Here is a 14,271-nt window from a genome sequence, read left to right on the forward strand (position 1 = left end):
TATCATCCTTCCCCTTCGCTACGCTCAGGGTCAGGTTGACACGGGGGGCGATGCCAACTGTGTACTTCGGCTCAACCGGCGCGACGTCACGCCCGCGCTCCAACGATCGATCACAACCGCGACGATGATCGCACAGCCGATCACGATCCACTCGTAGTTCTGATCCATGTGCAGCGTGCGGATCGACTGCCGAATGAGCACGATGAGCAGCGCGCCAAGCATGGCGCCGATCGCGCTGCCTTTGCCGCCGATGAGGCTTGCGCCTCCCACGACCGCCGCCGCGATGACATACAACTCGTAGCCCTGTCCGTCGCCCGACGATGCGGAGCCGTAGAAGCTCGCGCCAAGAAACGCGGCCAGTCCGGCCGTGAGTCCCGACACGGCGAAGACACCAAGCTGAATTCGTCCGAGCGACAGGCCGGCGAAACGGCTCGCCTCGATGTTGCCGCCGAACGCGAAGATGTGCCGCCCCATCACCGTGCGCGTGAGATAGAGCCAGCCGAGCACGGTCATGGCGATCATGACGAGCATCGGCACGGGGTACAGTCCACCGCGCAGTCCGAGCGACGCCTTGGTGACGCCGGTCAATTGAAATGGAACGAGAATGCTCTCGGCCTTCGTGGCGACGAACGCGATGCCGCGCAGCACCCACATCGTGCCGAGCGTGACGATGAACGGATGCACGCGGAGGCCGACCACGAGCAGTCCATTGAGAATGCCGCACAGCAGACCGACGCCCAGCGACGTGACCAAGCCCACTATGACGATAGTAGGTTGGCTGGCCGGCCCGAGCGCGCGCAACGCCAGCGCCATGCTGACCCCGGCCAGCGCGTAGATCGACCCGACCGACAGATCGATGCCGCCCGAGATGATGACGATCGTCGCGCCGATCGCCATGATCGCGAAGAAGCTGGCGTCGGTCGCGACCTGGATGAGCGTATTTGAATTCAGAAAGTTGTTCACCGTCTCGCCGGTCAGCCGGTCCGCATGGCTGCCCGCCGCCGCGGCGAGCGTCACCACGACAATCGTGACGACGATGAGCAACCCCGTCTCCTGCGACGCGAAGAAGCGCCGCGTGAGCACCGACGGAAGCGTCATGCGCGGTAGCTCTCTCTGAAGCGCGCGTACGGTACATCGTACGCCCGATGCGCCTGGACCGAAGGCTTCTCCGGGGGCTGCCGCGTCAACGTCGCGCGCGCCGCCGCGCCGAGATCGGGAAATGCGCCGGCACCAACGGCGGCGAGCAGTGCCGCGCCGTACGCCGGTCCTTCTTCGCGGTTCACGGTCGTCACGGGTACCCCAAACACGTCGGCCTGCAGCCGGCGCACGAACTCGCTGCGTGCCCCGCCGCCGGTAACCAGCAGCTCGTTTGGCCTGAGACCGAGCGATTGCAGAATGGAAAGCGAATCACGAAGCGCAAAGCATACACCCTCGAGCACCGCCCGCGTGAGATGCGCGCGCGTGTGCGCGAGACTCAGGCCCAGGAAAGCGCCGCGCGCCTGAACGTTGCGATGCGGCGTACGCTCACCCTGGAGATACGGCAGAAACGTCACGCCCTCGGCGCCTGGCTGAATCGTCGCGGCTTCGTCATTGAGGCGTTGGTTCGCGTCGGGGTGCCCCGCCACGTCGCGCGCAAGCTGGTCGCGATACCACGCGAACGCTCCGCCGGCGCTGAGCACGACACCCATCAAGTACCACACGTTCGGCGCCACATGACAGAACGTATGCGCGCGAAGCTGTGGATCCACACTCGGCTCAGCGAGCGGAGCCAGCAAAGTGCCCGACGTGCCCCAACTCGCCACGGCGTCGCCTAGCGCGACGACGCCAACGCCTGCCGCTCCGCATGCGTTGTCCGCGCCGCCGCCGACGACCGGCGTCCCAACGGGAAGACCGCTCGCGCTCGCACCGTGCGCGTTGACGCGGCCCAGCACTTCGGAAGAACCTCCGACGCGCGGCAGAATCGCTTCATCCAAGCTGACCGCGTGCATGATGTCGTTGCTCCAACGCACGTGCGCGGTATCGAACATCAGCGTGGCCGATGCGTCGGATGGTTCGGTCGCGAGCTCGCCGGTCAATCGAAAGCGAATGTAGTCCTTCGCGAGCAGCACCGTGGCCAGTCGCGCGAATGCCTGAGGCTCATGTTGCCGAAGCCACAACACCTTCGGGAGCGTGAAGCCCTCGAGCGCGGGATTCGACGCGAGATCGCGCAAGCGCGATTCGCCGCCGACGCTCTGCTCGATCTCGCGACACTGTTCGGTCGTTCTTCCGTCGCACCAGAGCAATGCGGGGCGAATCACGTTGCCCGTGCGGTCGAGGAACACCGATGAGTGCATCTGTCCCGAGATCCCAACCGCGGCGATATGTGCGCCATTCGCGCGCTCGCGCACCGCCTTGATCGATGCAACGCTCGCCTCCCACCACGCATCAGGATCCTGCTCCGCCCATCCGGGCTGCGGAGTCGAGAGCGTGAGCGGCATGGTCGCCGACGCGACGACGTCGCCCGTGGGCGCGACGAGCACGGCTTTCACGCCACTCGTCCCGACATCGAGGCCCAGGAAGAGCGGATCGGCCACCTACCGAACTCCGAGCAGCAATTCCATCGTCAGCTGATCGAGGCGCTCATACGCGTATCCGGCGGAGCGCATTGCATCGAGGTCGAATCGCTCGTCGCGTATCGAACGCGCTTCGCCGTCGCTGTAGCGAATCCGTTGGCCGGGCGCCGCCCCGCGCGTTCCGAGCTCGCGCAACATGCCCTGGATCTCGGCGTCGGCATTGAAGCGCGCGACCTTCTCCTCGAGAATGAGATAGGTGCGCATGCTTCCGGCGGCGAAATCCCACACGCCGGCTTCGTCCTCGGTGCGGTACGCATGACTGTCGAAGTGACGCATGCCTTTCCAGCCCGCGTCCTCGAGCAGCTTGACCAGAAAGAATGCCGCTTTCACGTCCTCGCTGCCGAAGCGTAGGTCCTGATCGAAACGGCCAGGCTTCTGGGCATTGAGGTCGATATGAAACAGCTTCCCGGCCTCGAGCGCCTGCGCCACGCCGTGCGCAAAGTCGAGCCCCGCCATCTGATCGTGCGCGACCTCCGGGTTGAGGCCGACCATGTCGGGATGGTCGAGCGTGTAGATGAACGCGAGCATGTGGCCGATCGTCGGCAGATAGATGTCGCCGCGCGGCTCGTTGGGCTTTGGCTCGAGCGCGAACTTTAGAGAATACTTCTGCGCACGCACGTACTCGCACAGGAAGTTGATCGCGTCGCGGAACCACTTCACCGCTTCCCGCGCGTCTTTCGCCGCGTTCGTCTCGACGCCTTCGCGTCCGCCCCAGAACACGTACGTCTCCGCTCCGAGCTCGACGCCCAGGTCGATGGAGCGCATCGTCTTTTGGAGCGCGTAGCGACGGACTCGTGCATCGTTGCTGGTGAACGCGCCGTCGCGAAAGACCGGATCGCCGAAGAGATTCGTGGTCGCCATCGGCACGCGCATACCGTTGTCGGCCAGCGCCTTCTTGAACTCCTTCACGATGCGATCGCGATCGGCCGCGGACGCATCGCGCGGCACGAGATCGTTGTCGTGCAGGTTCACGCCATAGGCGCCAAGCTCGGCCAGTTTCTCGACGATGCGCGTCGGCGCGATCGGTGCGCGGACGGGATCGCCGAACGGATCGCGGCCGATGTTGCCGACCGTCCAGAGGCCGAAGGTGAAGTGGTGTTCGGGGCGTGGGGTGTAGGGGGTGGTCATCGGTACAATCTCTCGTCATCCCGAGCGAGCGCAGCGAGTCGAGGGACCCCCGTCCCGACGGAGACGCCATCGGCGGCGCTCCGCTGAGAAGGGGGTCCCTCGACTCCGGCGCTGCGCGCCTTCGCTCGGGATGACGCGGTCAGGGTCATTAAGGAACCTCATCACACCTTGGCTTCCGCGGATCTTTCGGACACGGAACCGCCATGTAGTACTTCAAATCATGCGCAGGCGGCTCGACACCCGTTGGCAGAGGCAAGTGCGAAAACGTACCGAAGTACTGAAGCACCGCGTCTCGCCACCAGCGCGCCTCGCGCTCCTGAATCGACAGGTCACGCTGCGTCTCGGCGAACCGTCGATCGTCTATCCGCCCGTCGAGCGCGTTCCACTGCCGGCCCATGGACCGAACGGTATCGACGCCCGCCTGGTAGTGCAGCGCGAGCTCGTCCCACAATGTTCGGCCCGACCGAAGGCGCTCCGTCCAGCCGACATGATGAAACCATAACAACAACGAGTCCGGCACCGTGGCGCGATTCGCGTAGCGATCGCGCACCGGCGGAAAATACTGTGCGACGGCATCGCTTCCCGTGGCCGTGCGATCGAACCCGACGCCCACGGAATCGGCGCGATGGAAATAGACGGGCGACCAGTCGGCGCGCGCCAACCGCACCCATGGCGCGGGCCCATAGTGATGGTTCGAGCCCATGATGTGCGCGAGGCCGAGCGGCGTCATGTAATTCACGACCGCCTCGCGCGAGACCAGCATGATGTGCTCGATGCTCCGGACGATGTCGGCGTCGTTCGAAAAGGTCTGGCGAATCCACTCGTCGGCGATCGTCGCGGGAGACAGCGTATCGAGCCACGCCAGACGCCCGAACGCGTACCAGTTCGCTTGGTTGAATTGCGAGCCGGTCCAGTTGCTGTCGCTGCCGATGTTTGACACGCCCGCCATGCCGGTCTCGCGCGGTCCATCCAATCGCCCGTCGACGACCCGCGCGACCGTCGAGCCGGGGCCGTTCGCGTAGGTATCGGCGGACAACACTTCGCTGAACAACGGCGCGAGATATACGAGATGGGTATCTTCGCCGAGGTATTCTTTAGTAATCTGGAATTCGACCATCTGGGCTGTTTTCGGCATCGCGCCGAACAGCGGATGAAACGGCTCGCGCGGCTGAAAGTCGAGCGGCCCATTCTTGGTCTGCAGCAGGACATTCGCGCGAAACGCGCCGTCGAGCGGCTTGAACTCGTCATACGCTTGCTTGACGCGGTCCGTCGGCACGTCGTTGCTGTAGACGAACGCGCGCCACATCACGACGCCGCCATGCGGTGCGAGCGCGTCGGCCAGCATGTTCGCGCCGTCGGCGTGCGTTCGATGATAGTCTTGCGGACCTGGTTGTCGTTCCGAGTTCGCTTTGACGAGAAAGCCGCCGAAGTCGGGCACGTACTGGTAGATCTCGTTCACCTTGTCGCGCCACCACGCGCGCACGCCGGCGTCGAGCGGATCGGCCGTCTTCAGCCCGCCAATTTCGATTGGCGCACTGAATCGCGCCGTGAGATACACGATGATTCCATAGGGCCGAAACACGTTTGCGAGCGCCGCGACCTTCTCGAGATATGCTTTCGTCAGCACCTGCGCATTCGCGTTGACGTTCGTGAGCACGGCGCCGTTGATGCCGATCGACGCGTTCGCGCGCGCATAGTCGACGTAGCGCGGCGAGATCACGGCGGGAAGCTTGTCCCACTCCCACAACGAACGGCCGGCGTATCCGCGTTCGACCGAGCCGTCGAGATTGTCCCAGTGGTCGAGCACACGACGCCGCACGTGCGGTGCGCTGGCCATCGCCAGCGCATTCAACGGACGGTGCATCGCGAGCTCGCGCAGGAACGCGAACGTGCCATACAGCGCGCCCAAGTCGGAGCTCGCGCGAATCGTCGTGACGGTGCGTCCGTCGTTCACGTCGCGCGTGATGCTGAAGCCGTCGCGCGCCACGTTGGCCGAAACCGGCAGCCCGACGATGAGGCCCGCGTGTCGATCGTCGCCATCGACGATCACCGTCGTGTCGAGGAGTCCACGCAATCCGCGCGACAGCTCCGCGCGCACGACGTCCATCGTTGGCGAATTCGAATCCACGCTCACATGCGCGAACGCCTGGCGATACTCGCGCAGCAGCGCGGGATCGTCCACGCGCGCGTAGCGCAACCACAGATCGTAGCCGGATTCGGCGGGCGGCCTTTTGCTAGCCGGCGCGGCGAACAGCGCGAACCCGAAGACCAGCGAACGGGCGCGCCACATCAGCGCGGGATCGCAGGAACCCGGTCGTCCTGGGGATCAGCCCACCGCTGGTTGGGAATCGTCGGCGTCCAGCCCGGCCGCAGCGGATCCTGATCGTACGGATAGGTGCCGAGCCGCATGAACAGCTCGTGATATTCGCCGAGCTTGTCGCGGTCGAGCTTCACGCCAAGTCCCGGCGCCGTCGGCACAGCCATCGAGCCGCCGCAGTAGCACATGCGGCCGCCGACGATCACGTCGTCCATCAAGTGGTGATAGTGCGCGTCGGCGGCGAATGTGAGATTTGGAATCACCGCGCCGAGGTGCAGCATCGTCGCGAGCTGAATGCCAAGCTCACCCGACGAATGCACCGCGACGCCAAGCTGAAACGCTTCGCAAATCGCCGCCGCCTTTACGCACGGCCGAATGCCGCCCCAGAAGGTCGTATCGAGGAGGATGACGTCGACCGCGGTGTGCAGCACGTTCGACGCGAGCTGCTCGAAGCCGACGACCACCGTGTTCGTCGCCAGCGGCATGCGCGCCTGCTCGCGCGTGCGACGCATGCCGTGCATCCCGAAGACGGGATCCTCGAGATAGTCGTTGTTCACATCCTCGATCGCGTGCGCGAATGCGATCGCCTGCTCCGTCGACCACACGCCGTTCGGATCGAAGCGCAGGCGATCGTTCGGCAGCGCGCCGGACAGCGCGCGATAACACTCCAGCTCGTACTCGGGACAGAACACGCCGCCCTTGAGCTTGTGCGTCGAGAAACCGTACTCGCGCTTGAGATCGATCGCTTCCTGCACCAACTGATCGACGGTGCGCACTTCGTTCGCGCCGTCGCCGTTCGGATAGCGAAAAAACAAATACGACGCGAACGGGACGCGATCGCGCAACCGGCCGCCGAGTATTTCAGAAACTGGAACGCCCCACTTCTGGCCGAGAATGTCGAGACACGCAAACTCGAGGGCCGCGAGAATCTGGGTGCGGTTGTTGTAGAGCGAGGCCGTCGGATTCGCGATCAGAAAGCGCATCTCCTCGAGCCGCGCCGGGTCTCTGCCAAGGAGGTACGAGCGAAGTCCATGAATCGCCGCGACGGCGCTTTCGCCGCCACCACCCATCTCGCCAAGCCCGATCAAACCGTCGTCGGTTTCGACCTCGACGACCGTGCGAACGAAGCGTCCCCAATGGCAGCCGTTGGCGTGGCGCAACGGCGCGGCAAGGGGCACGGTGACGGGTGTCGCCCTGATGTCGATGATCTTCATTCAGGTGGGGAGGCGTAACAGGTCGGGGGTGACCTGATCAAGTCATATTATCACCCACGATCTTTGCGCGGGCGTGGCATCCTGTCAAGGGTCTTCAGACACCACTGAACACGCTGAACCCGCCGTCGATCGGAATGACCGTCCCGGTCACGAACGACGACGCGTCACTCGAGAGCCAATGTACGGCGCCCAGCAACTCTTCGGGCCGGCCGAAGCGGCCCATCGGCGTTTGGCGGAGAATGTCCTGCGCGCGCGGCGTGTAGCTGCCGTCGTCATTCACGAGCACCGCGCGATTTTGCTTCGAGATGAAAAAGCCCGGCGCGATGGCGTTGACGCGGACGCCGTCGCCGTGGCGGCGCGCCATGTCGACGGCGAGCCAGCGCGTGAAGTTGTCGATCCCGGCCTTGGCTACCGAGTAGCCCATCACGCCGCTCAACGCTTGAATCGCCGCCATCGACGAGATGTTGATGATCGATCCCCGCCGCTGGCGTGCCATCTGCTCGCCGACGACCATCGTCGGCGCGACGGTGCCGTGGAGATTCAGCCGCAGCACTTCGTCGAACGCGTCCAGCGGGATTTCAAAAACACTCATGGTGTCGCTGCGGGCGCGCGCCACGTTGCCGCCGGCTGCGTTGACAAGAATGTCGATGCTGCCCCACTTCTTCACGACCTCCGCGCACGCGGCGCGCACTTGATCGCGATCGAGCACGTCGGCGACGACGGCGATTGCTTGACCGCCCACATCGGTGATTGCGCGCGCTTCGTTCTGCGCGGCGTCGGCACGTCGTCCGAGCACCGCGACGCGCGCGCCCGCCGCGGCAAGTCCGCGCGCCATCCCGCTGCCCAGCACACCGTAGCCGCCGGTCACGAGCGCTACGCGCGAGGTGATGTCGAAGGATGTCATTCCGAGTCTAGCGAAGAAGAATTGATAAGATCATCTTATGTTGCCCTCGCCCACAGGTCCAGCCATGCGTTCGAGCCGACTCATCGTCGTTCTGGGTGTCCTCGCTGCCACGAGACCGAGCCACGCCCAGCACGCGCCACCGGTCGAGCTCACCGCGCAGCAAGACCATCATCGCATGATGGACCTGCTCCACATCACCGCGCTCCGACCCGGGCCGAGTGGAAACGATCAGGATCCGAATCACGCCAACTACGACGAAGCGAAGGCCAATCCCTTCACGTCGCTGCCCGATGTGCTGACACTCGAGAACGGCCGCAAGGTCACGACGCGCCAGCAATGGACGCAGCGTCGCGCCGAGTTGGTGGAGTTGTTCTCGCGGGAAGTGTATGGCCGCGTGCCGAAGAACGCGCCGAAGATCACGTGGACGGTGACGGAGACAGACACGGGCACGATCGCCGGGCGGCCTGTCATCGGCACACAACTCGTCGGCCACGCGGACAATTCAGAGTATCCTGACATTACCGTCGACATACCGGTGACGCTCGTCGTTCCGGCCAATGCAAAGGCGCCCGTCCCGGCGATGATCATGTTTCGCCCCGGCTCGCTCGCGCAGGCACTCGGCCGGCCCGCGCCACCGGGTGCGCGCCCGAATCCATTCACTCCGCCGCCACCTGCACCCGGCAGCGACGCGCCCGCGACCGACCAGCTCATTCTCGACGGCTGGGGTTTCGCGTTTTTGAATCCAACAACTGTACAAGCCGACAACGGCGCCGGGCTGACCAAAGGCATCATCGGTCTGGCGAACAAAGGCCAGCCGCGCAAACCGGACGACTGGGGCGCATTGCGCGCGTGGGGCTGGGGTGCGTCGCGACTGCTCGACTATCTCGAGACGGATCGGACCGTAAACGCCAAACGCGTCGGGGTCGAAGGAGTGTCGCGATATGGCAAGGCCGCGTTGGTCGCGATGGCGTTCGATCAGCGATTCGCCGCCGTGCTCATCGGATCGTCGGGTGAAGGCGGCGCGAAATTGCATCGCCGCAATTGGGGCGAAGCCGTCGAGAGTCTCACCGGCACCGGTGAGTACCATTGGATGGCCGGCAATTTCCTGAAGTACGGCGCGTCGCAGGCGAGCTTCGGCAGCAAGACGCCGAACGATCTTCCGGTCGACTCGCACGAGCTGCTCGCGCTCTGCGCGCCGCGCCTGACGTTCGTGAGCTACGGCGTTCCCGAGCGCGGCGACGCCAAATGGCTCGACCATCAAGGCAGTTACATGGCGGCCGTCGCCGCACAGCCGGTCTTCCGCCTGCTGGGCGCGAAAGGACTTGGCGTCTCCGACGATTATATGAAGGAGCGAATGCCTCCGGTGAACGTTGGTCTGCTCGACGGCGAGCTTGCCTGGCGGCAGCATGACGGCGGCCATACCGATGCGCCGAACTGGAAATACTTCCTCTCGTGGGCGGACTATTTCTTCAATCGGCGGTATACGCCGGCGCCGGCGATTGCAGGCCCCGCTGTCGTTCAGGCCGAAGCGCAACCGCGACGCGAACCACCGGCGGATCGCCCAGCGCCGCGGACCGATGCGAACTCGATGCTCGCGCACCAGCAACTGCTCGCCAAGCGCACGCAGGGCACGATCGACGTGTACTTCGAGGGCAACTCGATCACGCGCCGCTGGGGCGCCACGGATTATCCGACCTTTTTAGAGAACTGGAAATCCAATTTCTTCGGATGGAACGCCGCCGACTTCGGCTGGGGCGGCGACCGCATCGAGAACATGTTGTGGCGGATCGAGAACGGCGAGCTCGATGGCGTAAATCCGAAGGTGATCGTCATCCTCGGCGGGACCAACAATGTCGGGCGCACGCCGGGCGGCGATGAGAAGGTGGCCGACATCACGCGCGGCGTGAAGGCGCTGCTCGATCTCTGTCGCCGAAAGGCGCCGAACGCGACGATCATCCTCACCGGCATCTTTCCGCGCAGCGACAACCTCGCCGTGGTGCCCGAGATCAACCGCATCAACGCGAACATCGCGCGCTTCGCGGATGGGAAGACCGTTCGCTACGTCAACATCAACGACAAGCTCGCCGACGCGAATGGCAAGCTGCTCGACGGCATGACGGTCGACGGACTGCATCCGACGCTCAAAGGTTATCAGATCTGGGCGGATGCGTTGAAGCCGATTCTCACGGAGCTGCTCGGACCGCCGGCGAAGACGGATCATGCGCCGCCGCCGACGGGGGATCCGAGCGCGAAGCGGCCGAATTGAGCCCCCTGTGTCATCCTGAGCGAAGGCGCGCAGCGCCGGAGTCGAAGGACCCCCGTCCCGACGGAGGAGCTCTACGCAGCGCTCCGCTGAGAAGGGGGTCCCTCGACTCGCTAACGCTCGCTCGGGATGACAAGCGGCATCAATTGCGCGACATCCGCAAAATTTCGCGCGACCGCATTGGCACCCCGCACCACCGCCTCTCGCGCCACGAAATACGTAAACGCCACAAAGCAATCAACCACCGGCTGCATCGCGAGATCAGTTGACCCGTCGCCGACCGCGATGATCGGCCGCGGCAATTGCGCCCGCTCGACGACCACCGGCTTTCCATTCGTCGTGGTGAGCGGCGACGATTCGTCGAAGCCAGCATACGAACCATCGTCCTGAAAACGAATCTCGACCGCGTAGAGATTCGACTCGGCGACCCCGACCGCGCGCGCCAAAGGCACGAGAGCGGGCCGCAGACCTCCGCTGATCAACAAAACGCGAATGCCCGCGTTCGTCGCCGCTTCGACCAACTCTACGCACCCGGGCGCGATCGCCTCGACGTACGCGCGCGACAACGCGTCGATGTCCTGCCTCGTCGGCTGAATGGCATTCAGTCGCGCCCCATACACCTGTTCGAGCGGGATATCGCCACGCATCGCCTCGTCGGTGAGCGCGGCGACTCGCCGCTCCATCGCGTCGCCTCGACGCCGAGCGAGCCAGTCGATCCCCTCGATGCCCGCCACCGTGGAGTCGGCGTCGAGGATGAGCGTCTTGTAACGCGTCATTCTGGTGGAAACACGTTGCCGGGCGCGAACAATCGTCGCGGATCGAGCGTGGCTTTCATCGCGCGCATCACGTCGAGTTGCAACGGCGTGAGCTGCGCCGCGAGCCAATGGCGTTTGAGTTTCCCCAACCCATGCTCGGCAGCCACGGTGCCACCCATGCGAAGCACGGCGTGAATCGTTTGCTCGACCGCGGTCGAAATACGCGCCAGCTCCTCCGCATCGTGCGCGATGTAATTCTGATGCGGATGCCCGTTGCCGGCGTGTCCATACGTCACCGGCGGCGCCACCTTCGCGTTGTCGATCGCGCGGCGCGATGCATCGAGCGCTTCCGGCAATCGACGGAACGGCACGGCCCAATCGGTCGATACCTTCCGTCCGCCGAACGGTCGGCGCGCTGCGCCCTTCTCGTTCATGTACGCCGGCACGGCGTGCCGAAATCGCCGTGCATCGCGCAAGGCCGCCGCATCTTCGTACGCCTCGATGTCATCCGTTCTCGCGCCGAATCGTTCGCCGAGCGAAAGCCACGCATCGAGCGAAACGTCACGTGCCTCGTCTTCGCCGAACGCCTGCTCGAGATAGACCAGCGCGGCAGCGCCGTCCATCCAGCGCGGTTGCCCAATGTGTCCGCGCGCGATCGCCAGCGCCTGCCCATCGAAGTATTCCAGACATTCCGCGTGCGGACCCGCGCGCGTGTCCGTCTGCTCGCGCGCGGCGACGACGAATCGCAGCGCGTCCTGTTCGCCGGCGAATGGAATCGCCAATCCGATCTCGTGCGCGGGGCGACGCACGAGTGACAGCTCCGCCCGCACGACGATGCCGAGCGTTCCCTCGCTACCCACGATCCAGTCGACGGGATCCTGCACCGCGTGAAAGCCGACGGTATTCTTCTCGAGCCGCGGCCGCGCGAGTTCGACGACCTCTCCATCGCCGTTGACGATCGTCACCGCGCGTACGTGCGGACGAGTCGCGCCATAACGGAGCGAGCGCGCGCCTGATGCATTGCACGCGATGGCGCCGCCAATCGTCGCTTCATTCTCGCTCGTGGGATCGGGCGTGAAGCGCAGGCCGAGCGACGCGAGCTCGGCGTTTAGCGCGCCGATGGTGACTCCCGGCTCGACAACAGCGGTGCGCGCCTCGGTGTCGATGTCGATCACGCGCGACATCGCGCGCATCGAAACGAGAATACCGCGATCGACGATCGATGCGGCTGTCGTGCTCGTTTGCGCGCCCGCCGGCGTGATGCTCGCACCGCCCGCGCGCGCGCTTCGCACCACCTCGATCACGTCCGCCACACTCGCCGGACGCGCGACCGCGTCGGGAATCATCTCCAACCCTGATGCGTCGCGCGCGTACGAGAATCTGACGTCGGCGTCCCGACTCAGCTCCACGACGGTGCCTCGCCGTCGCCACAATCGATCACGGTCGCCGCGCGCACACCAGGAATCTCGAGCAATTGCCGGCAGACATGATTCGGCACATTGCCGTCCACCGTCACCGCCGCCAACGCTTCGCCGCCTTGCGACATGCGCGCCTGATGATACTCGGCGATGTTGATCTTTGCGTTGCCAAGGATGGTTCCAACGTGACCGATCACGCCCGGTACGTCGGCGTTGTTGAGCACGACGAGCGTGCGCCGCGGCGCGACGTCTACCTTGAACTCGCCAATGCGCGTGACGCGCGGAGCGGCGCCGGCGAGCGCGACTCCGCCAACCATCATCTGCTGTCCCGCGCCACTGATCGTCACACGCACCGCGTGTTCATCTTCACTGGACTGTAGCGGCACCACCGCGAGCGCGATGCCGCGTTCGCTCGCCCGTGCACGCGCGTTGATCAGATTGATTCGGTCGTCGCCCACAATCGGCGCGAGCACGCCGGCGGCTGCCGATGCCGCCAGCAAGCCTTCCGCGCCGGCGAATCGCCGACCGACATGCAGCGTGACTTGATCGATGGCGCGCGCGCCGCGATTCGCGAGCAACGCGCGCGCGATCGACGTCGCTTGCCGTGCGAGCGCGAGTCCGCCCCGCAGATCGCGCCACCGTCCGTGATCCGCGCCGGCGAGATTCACCGCCCCCGACAGCTCCCCCTCGAGCAGCGCATCTCGCACCGCGACGCAGACGTCCACCGCGACGTTGCGTTGACCTTCCGCAGTCGATGCGCCGAGGTGCGGCGTCAACAGCACGCGGTCGTTCGTGCGAAATGGATGATCCGGCGCGAGCGGTTCCTTCGAGTAGACGTCGAGCATCGCACCCCCGAGTCTGGCGCTCGCCAGCGCGTCGGTGAGCGCCTTTTCGTCGATGATACCGCCGCGCGCAAAATTCGCGACGATCGCGCCGTCGGGGAGAAGCGCGAGCGCCTCCGCGTCGATGATGCCGCGCGTCTCGTCCGTCATCGGCGTGTGCACGGTGAGAATGTCCACGCGCGGCAACAACTCTTCGAGCGTCTCCGCATGCTCGGCACGCAGCAACTCAAAGCGCTCGCGCTGGATGTACGGATCGTACGCGATGACGTTCATGCCGAACGCTTGCGCGCGCAACGCGATCTCGCCACCGATGCGCCCGAGCCCGACTATTCCGAGCGTGCGCCCCTTGATCTCGGTGCCGAGCAGATCGCTGCGATCCCAGCGTCCCGCACGCATGGAGCTGAACGCGCGCGGAAGATGCCGCACGAACGACAACAGACATCCATAGAACAACTCAGCCACCGAGATCGTGTTTCCGCTCGGTGCGTTGATGACGGCGATGCCGAGCGCGGTGGCTTCGGGCAGATCGATGTTGTCGGTGCCGACGCCGGCGCGTCCGATGACGCGGAGCCGCTTCGCGGCGCGCAGCAATTCCGCGGGAACCTTCGTCGCGCTGCGGCCGATGAACGCATCGTAGTCTCCGATCTCGCCGACGAGCTCGGTCCACGGTCGCGTTGGACGCTCATCGACGAAGAACGACGGCTCGGCGCGCAGCAGCTCGACGCCCTGCGGGTCGACTTCGTCGGTGACGTAGATGCGGAGTTTCTTGGTCTGCATTGGCGATCCATCATAATCGCACGATGGGTCGGAGAATGCAC

10 protein-coding genes are annotated in these 14,271 nt (G+C 65.1%); 1 reads left to right on the plus strand and 9 read right to left on the minus strand.

Annotated features, from left to right (window positions below; genetic code table 11):
• Positions 1–30 precede the first annotated feature (30 nt).
• The 6 genes from VN706_07090 to VN706_07115 form a co-directional block, all read right to left on the minus strand.
• Positions 31–1,098, minus strand: coding sequence for an ABC transporter permease (locus tag VN706_07090; GenBank protein ID HXT15379.1), 1,068 nt, complete (start codon positions 1,096–1,098; stop codon positions 31–33).
• Complete coding sequence (xylB, locus tag VN706_07095) at positions 1,095–2,573, minus strand: xylulokinase (protein HXT15380.1); 1,479 nt, start codon at positions 2,571–2,573, stop codon at positions 1,095–1,097. The genes VN706_07090 and xylB overlap by 4 nt, the downstream gene beginning before the upstream one ends.
• Entirely contained in the window at positions 2,574–3,740 is a 1,167-nt protein-coding gene (xylA, locus tag VN706_07100) for a xylose isomerase (protein ID HXT15381.1), read from the minus strand.
• Positions 3,741–3,888: 148 nt separating this feature from the next.
• A complete protein-coding gene (locus VN706_07105) occupies positions 3,889–6,030 on the minus strand; it encodes an alpha-glucuronidase family glycosyl hydrolase (protein ID HXT15382.1) in 2,142 nt (713 codons plus the stop codon).
• Positions 6,030–7,271 (minus strand): enolase C-terminal domain-like protein, encoded by a 1,242-nt coding sequence (locus VN706_07110; GenBank protein HXT15383.1) that lies wholly within the window; start codon positions 7,269–7,271, stop codon positions 6,030–6,032. Before VN706_07110 ends, VN706_07105 begins: the two co-directional genes overlap by 1 nt.
• A 94-nt stretch (positions 7,272–7,365) precedes the next feature.
• Positions 7,366–8,175 (minus strand): SDR family oxidoreductase, encoded by an 810-nt coding sequence (locus VN706_07115; protein ID HXT15384.1) that lies wholly within the window; start codon positions 8,173–8,175, stop codon positions 7,366–7,368.
• Between the two features lie 64 nt (positions 8,176–8,239).
• Here VN706_07115 and VN706_07120 point away from each other — a divergent pair, with 64 nt between their 5' ends.
• Positions 8,240–10,441: a GDSL-type esterase/lipase family protein gene (locus tag VN706_07120; GenBank protein HXT15385.1), complete on the plus strand. Its 2,202-nt coding sequence runs from the start codon at positions 8,240–8,242 to the stop codon at positions 10,439–10,441.
• Between the two features lie 110 nt (positions 10,442–10,551).
• Here the strand turns inward: VN706_07120 and VN706_07125 are convergent, their stop codons facing one another.
• From VN706_07125 to serA, 3 genes are read right to left on the minus strand one after another with little or no spacing between them, the layout of a single operon-like run.
• Complete coding sequence (locus tag VN706_07125; GenBank protein HXT15386.1) at positions 10,552–11,214, minus strand: HAD-IB family phosphatase; 663 nt, start codon at positions 11,212–11,214, stop codon at positions 10,552–10,554.
• Entirely contained in the window at positions 11,211–12,602 is a 1,392-nt protein-coding gene (locus tag VN706_07130) for an FAD-binding oxidoreductase (protein HXT15387.1), read from the minus strand. The genes VN706_07125 and VN706_07130 overlap by 4 nt, the downstream gene beginning before the upstream one ends.
• Positions 12,593–14,230, minus strand: a complete 1,638-nt coding sequence (gene serA, locus VN706_07135) for a phosphoglycerate dehydrogenase (protein ID HXT15388.1) — start codon at positions 14,228–14,230, stop codon at positions 12,593–12,595. The genes VN706_07130 and serA overlap by 10 nt, the downstream gene beginning before the upstream one ends.
• Positions 14,231–14,271: the final 41 nt, after the last annotated feature.

Source organism: Gemmatimonadaceae bacterium (genome assembly GCA_035606695.1).
Taxonomy (GTDB): Bacteria; Gemmatimonadota; Gemmatimonadetes; order Gemmatimonadales; family Gemmatimonadaceae; genus JAQBQB01.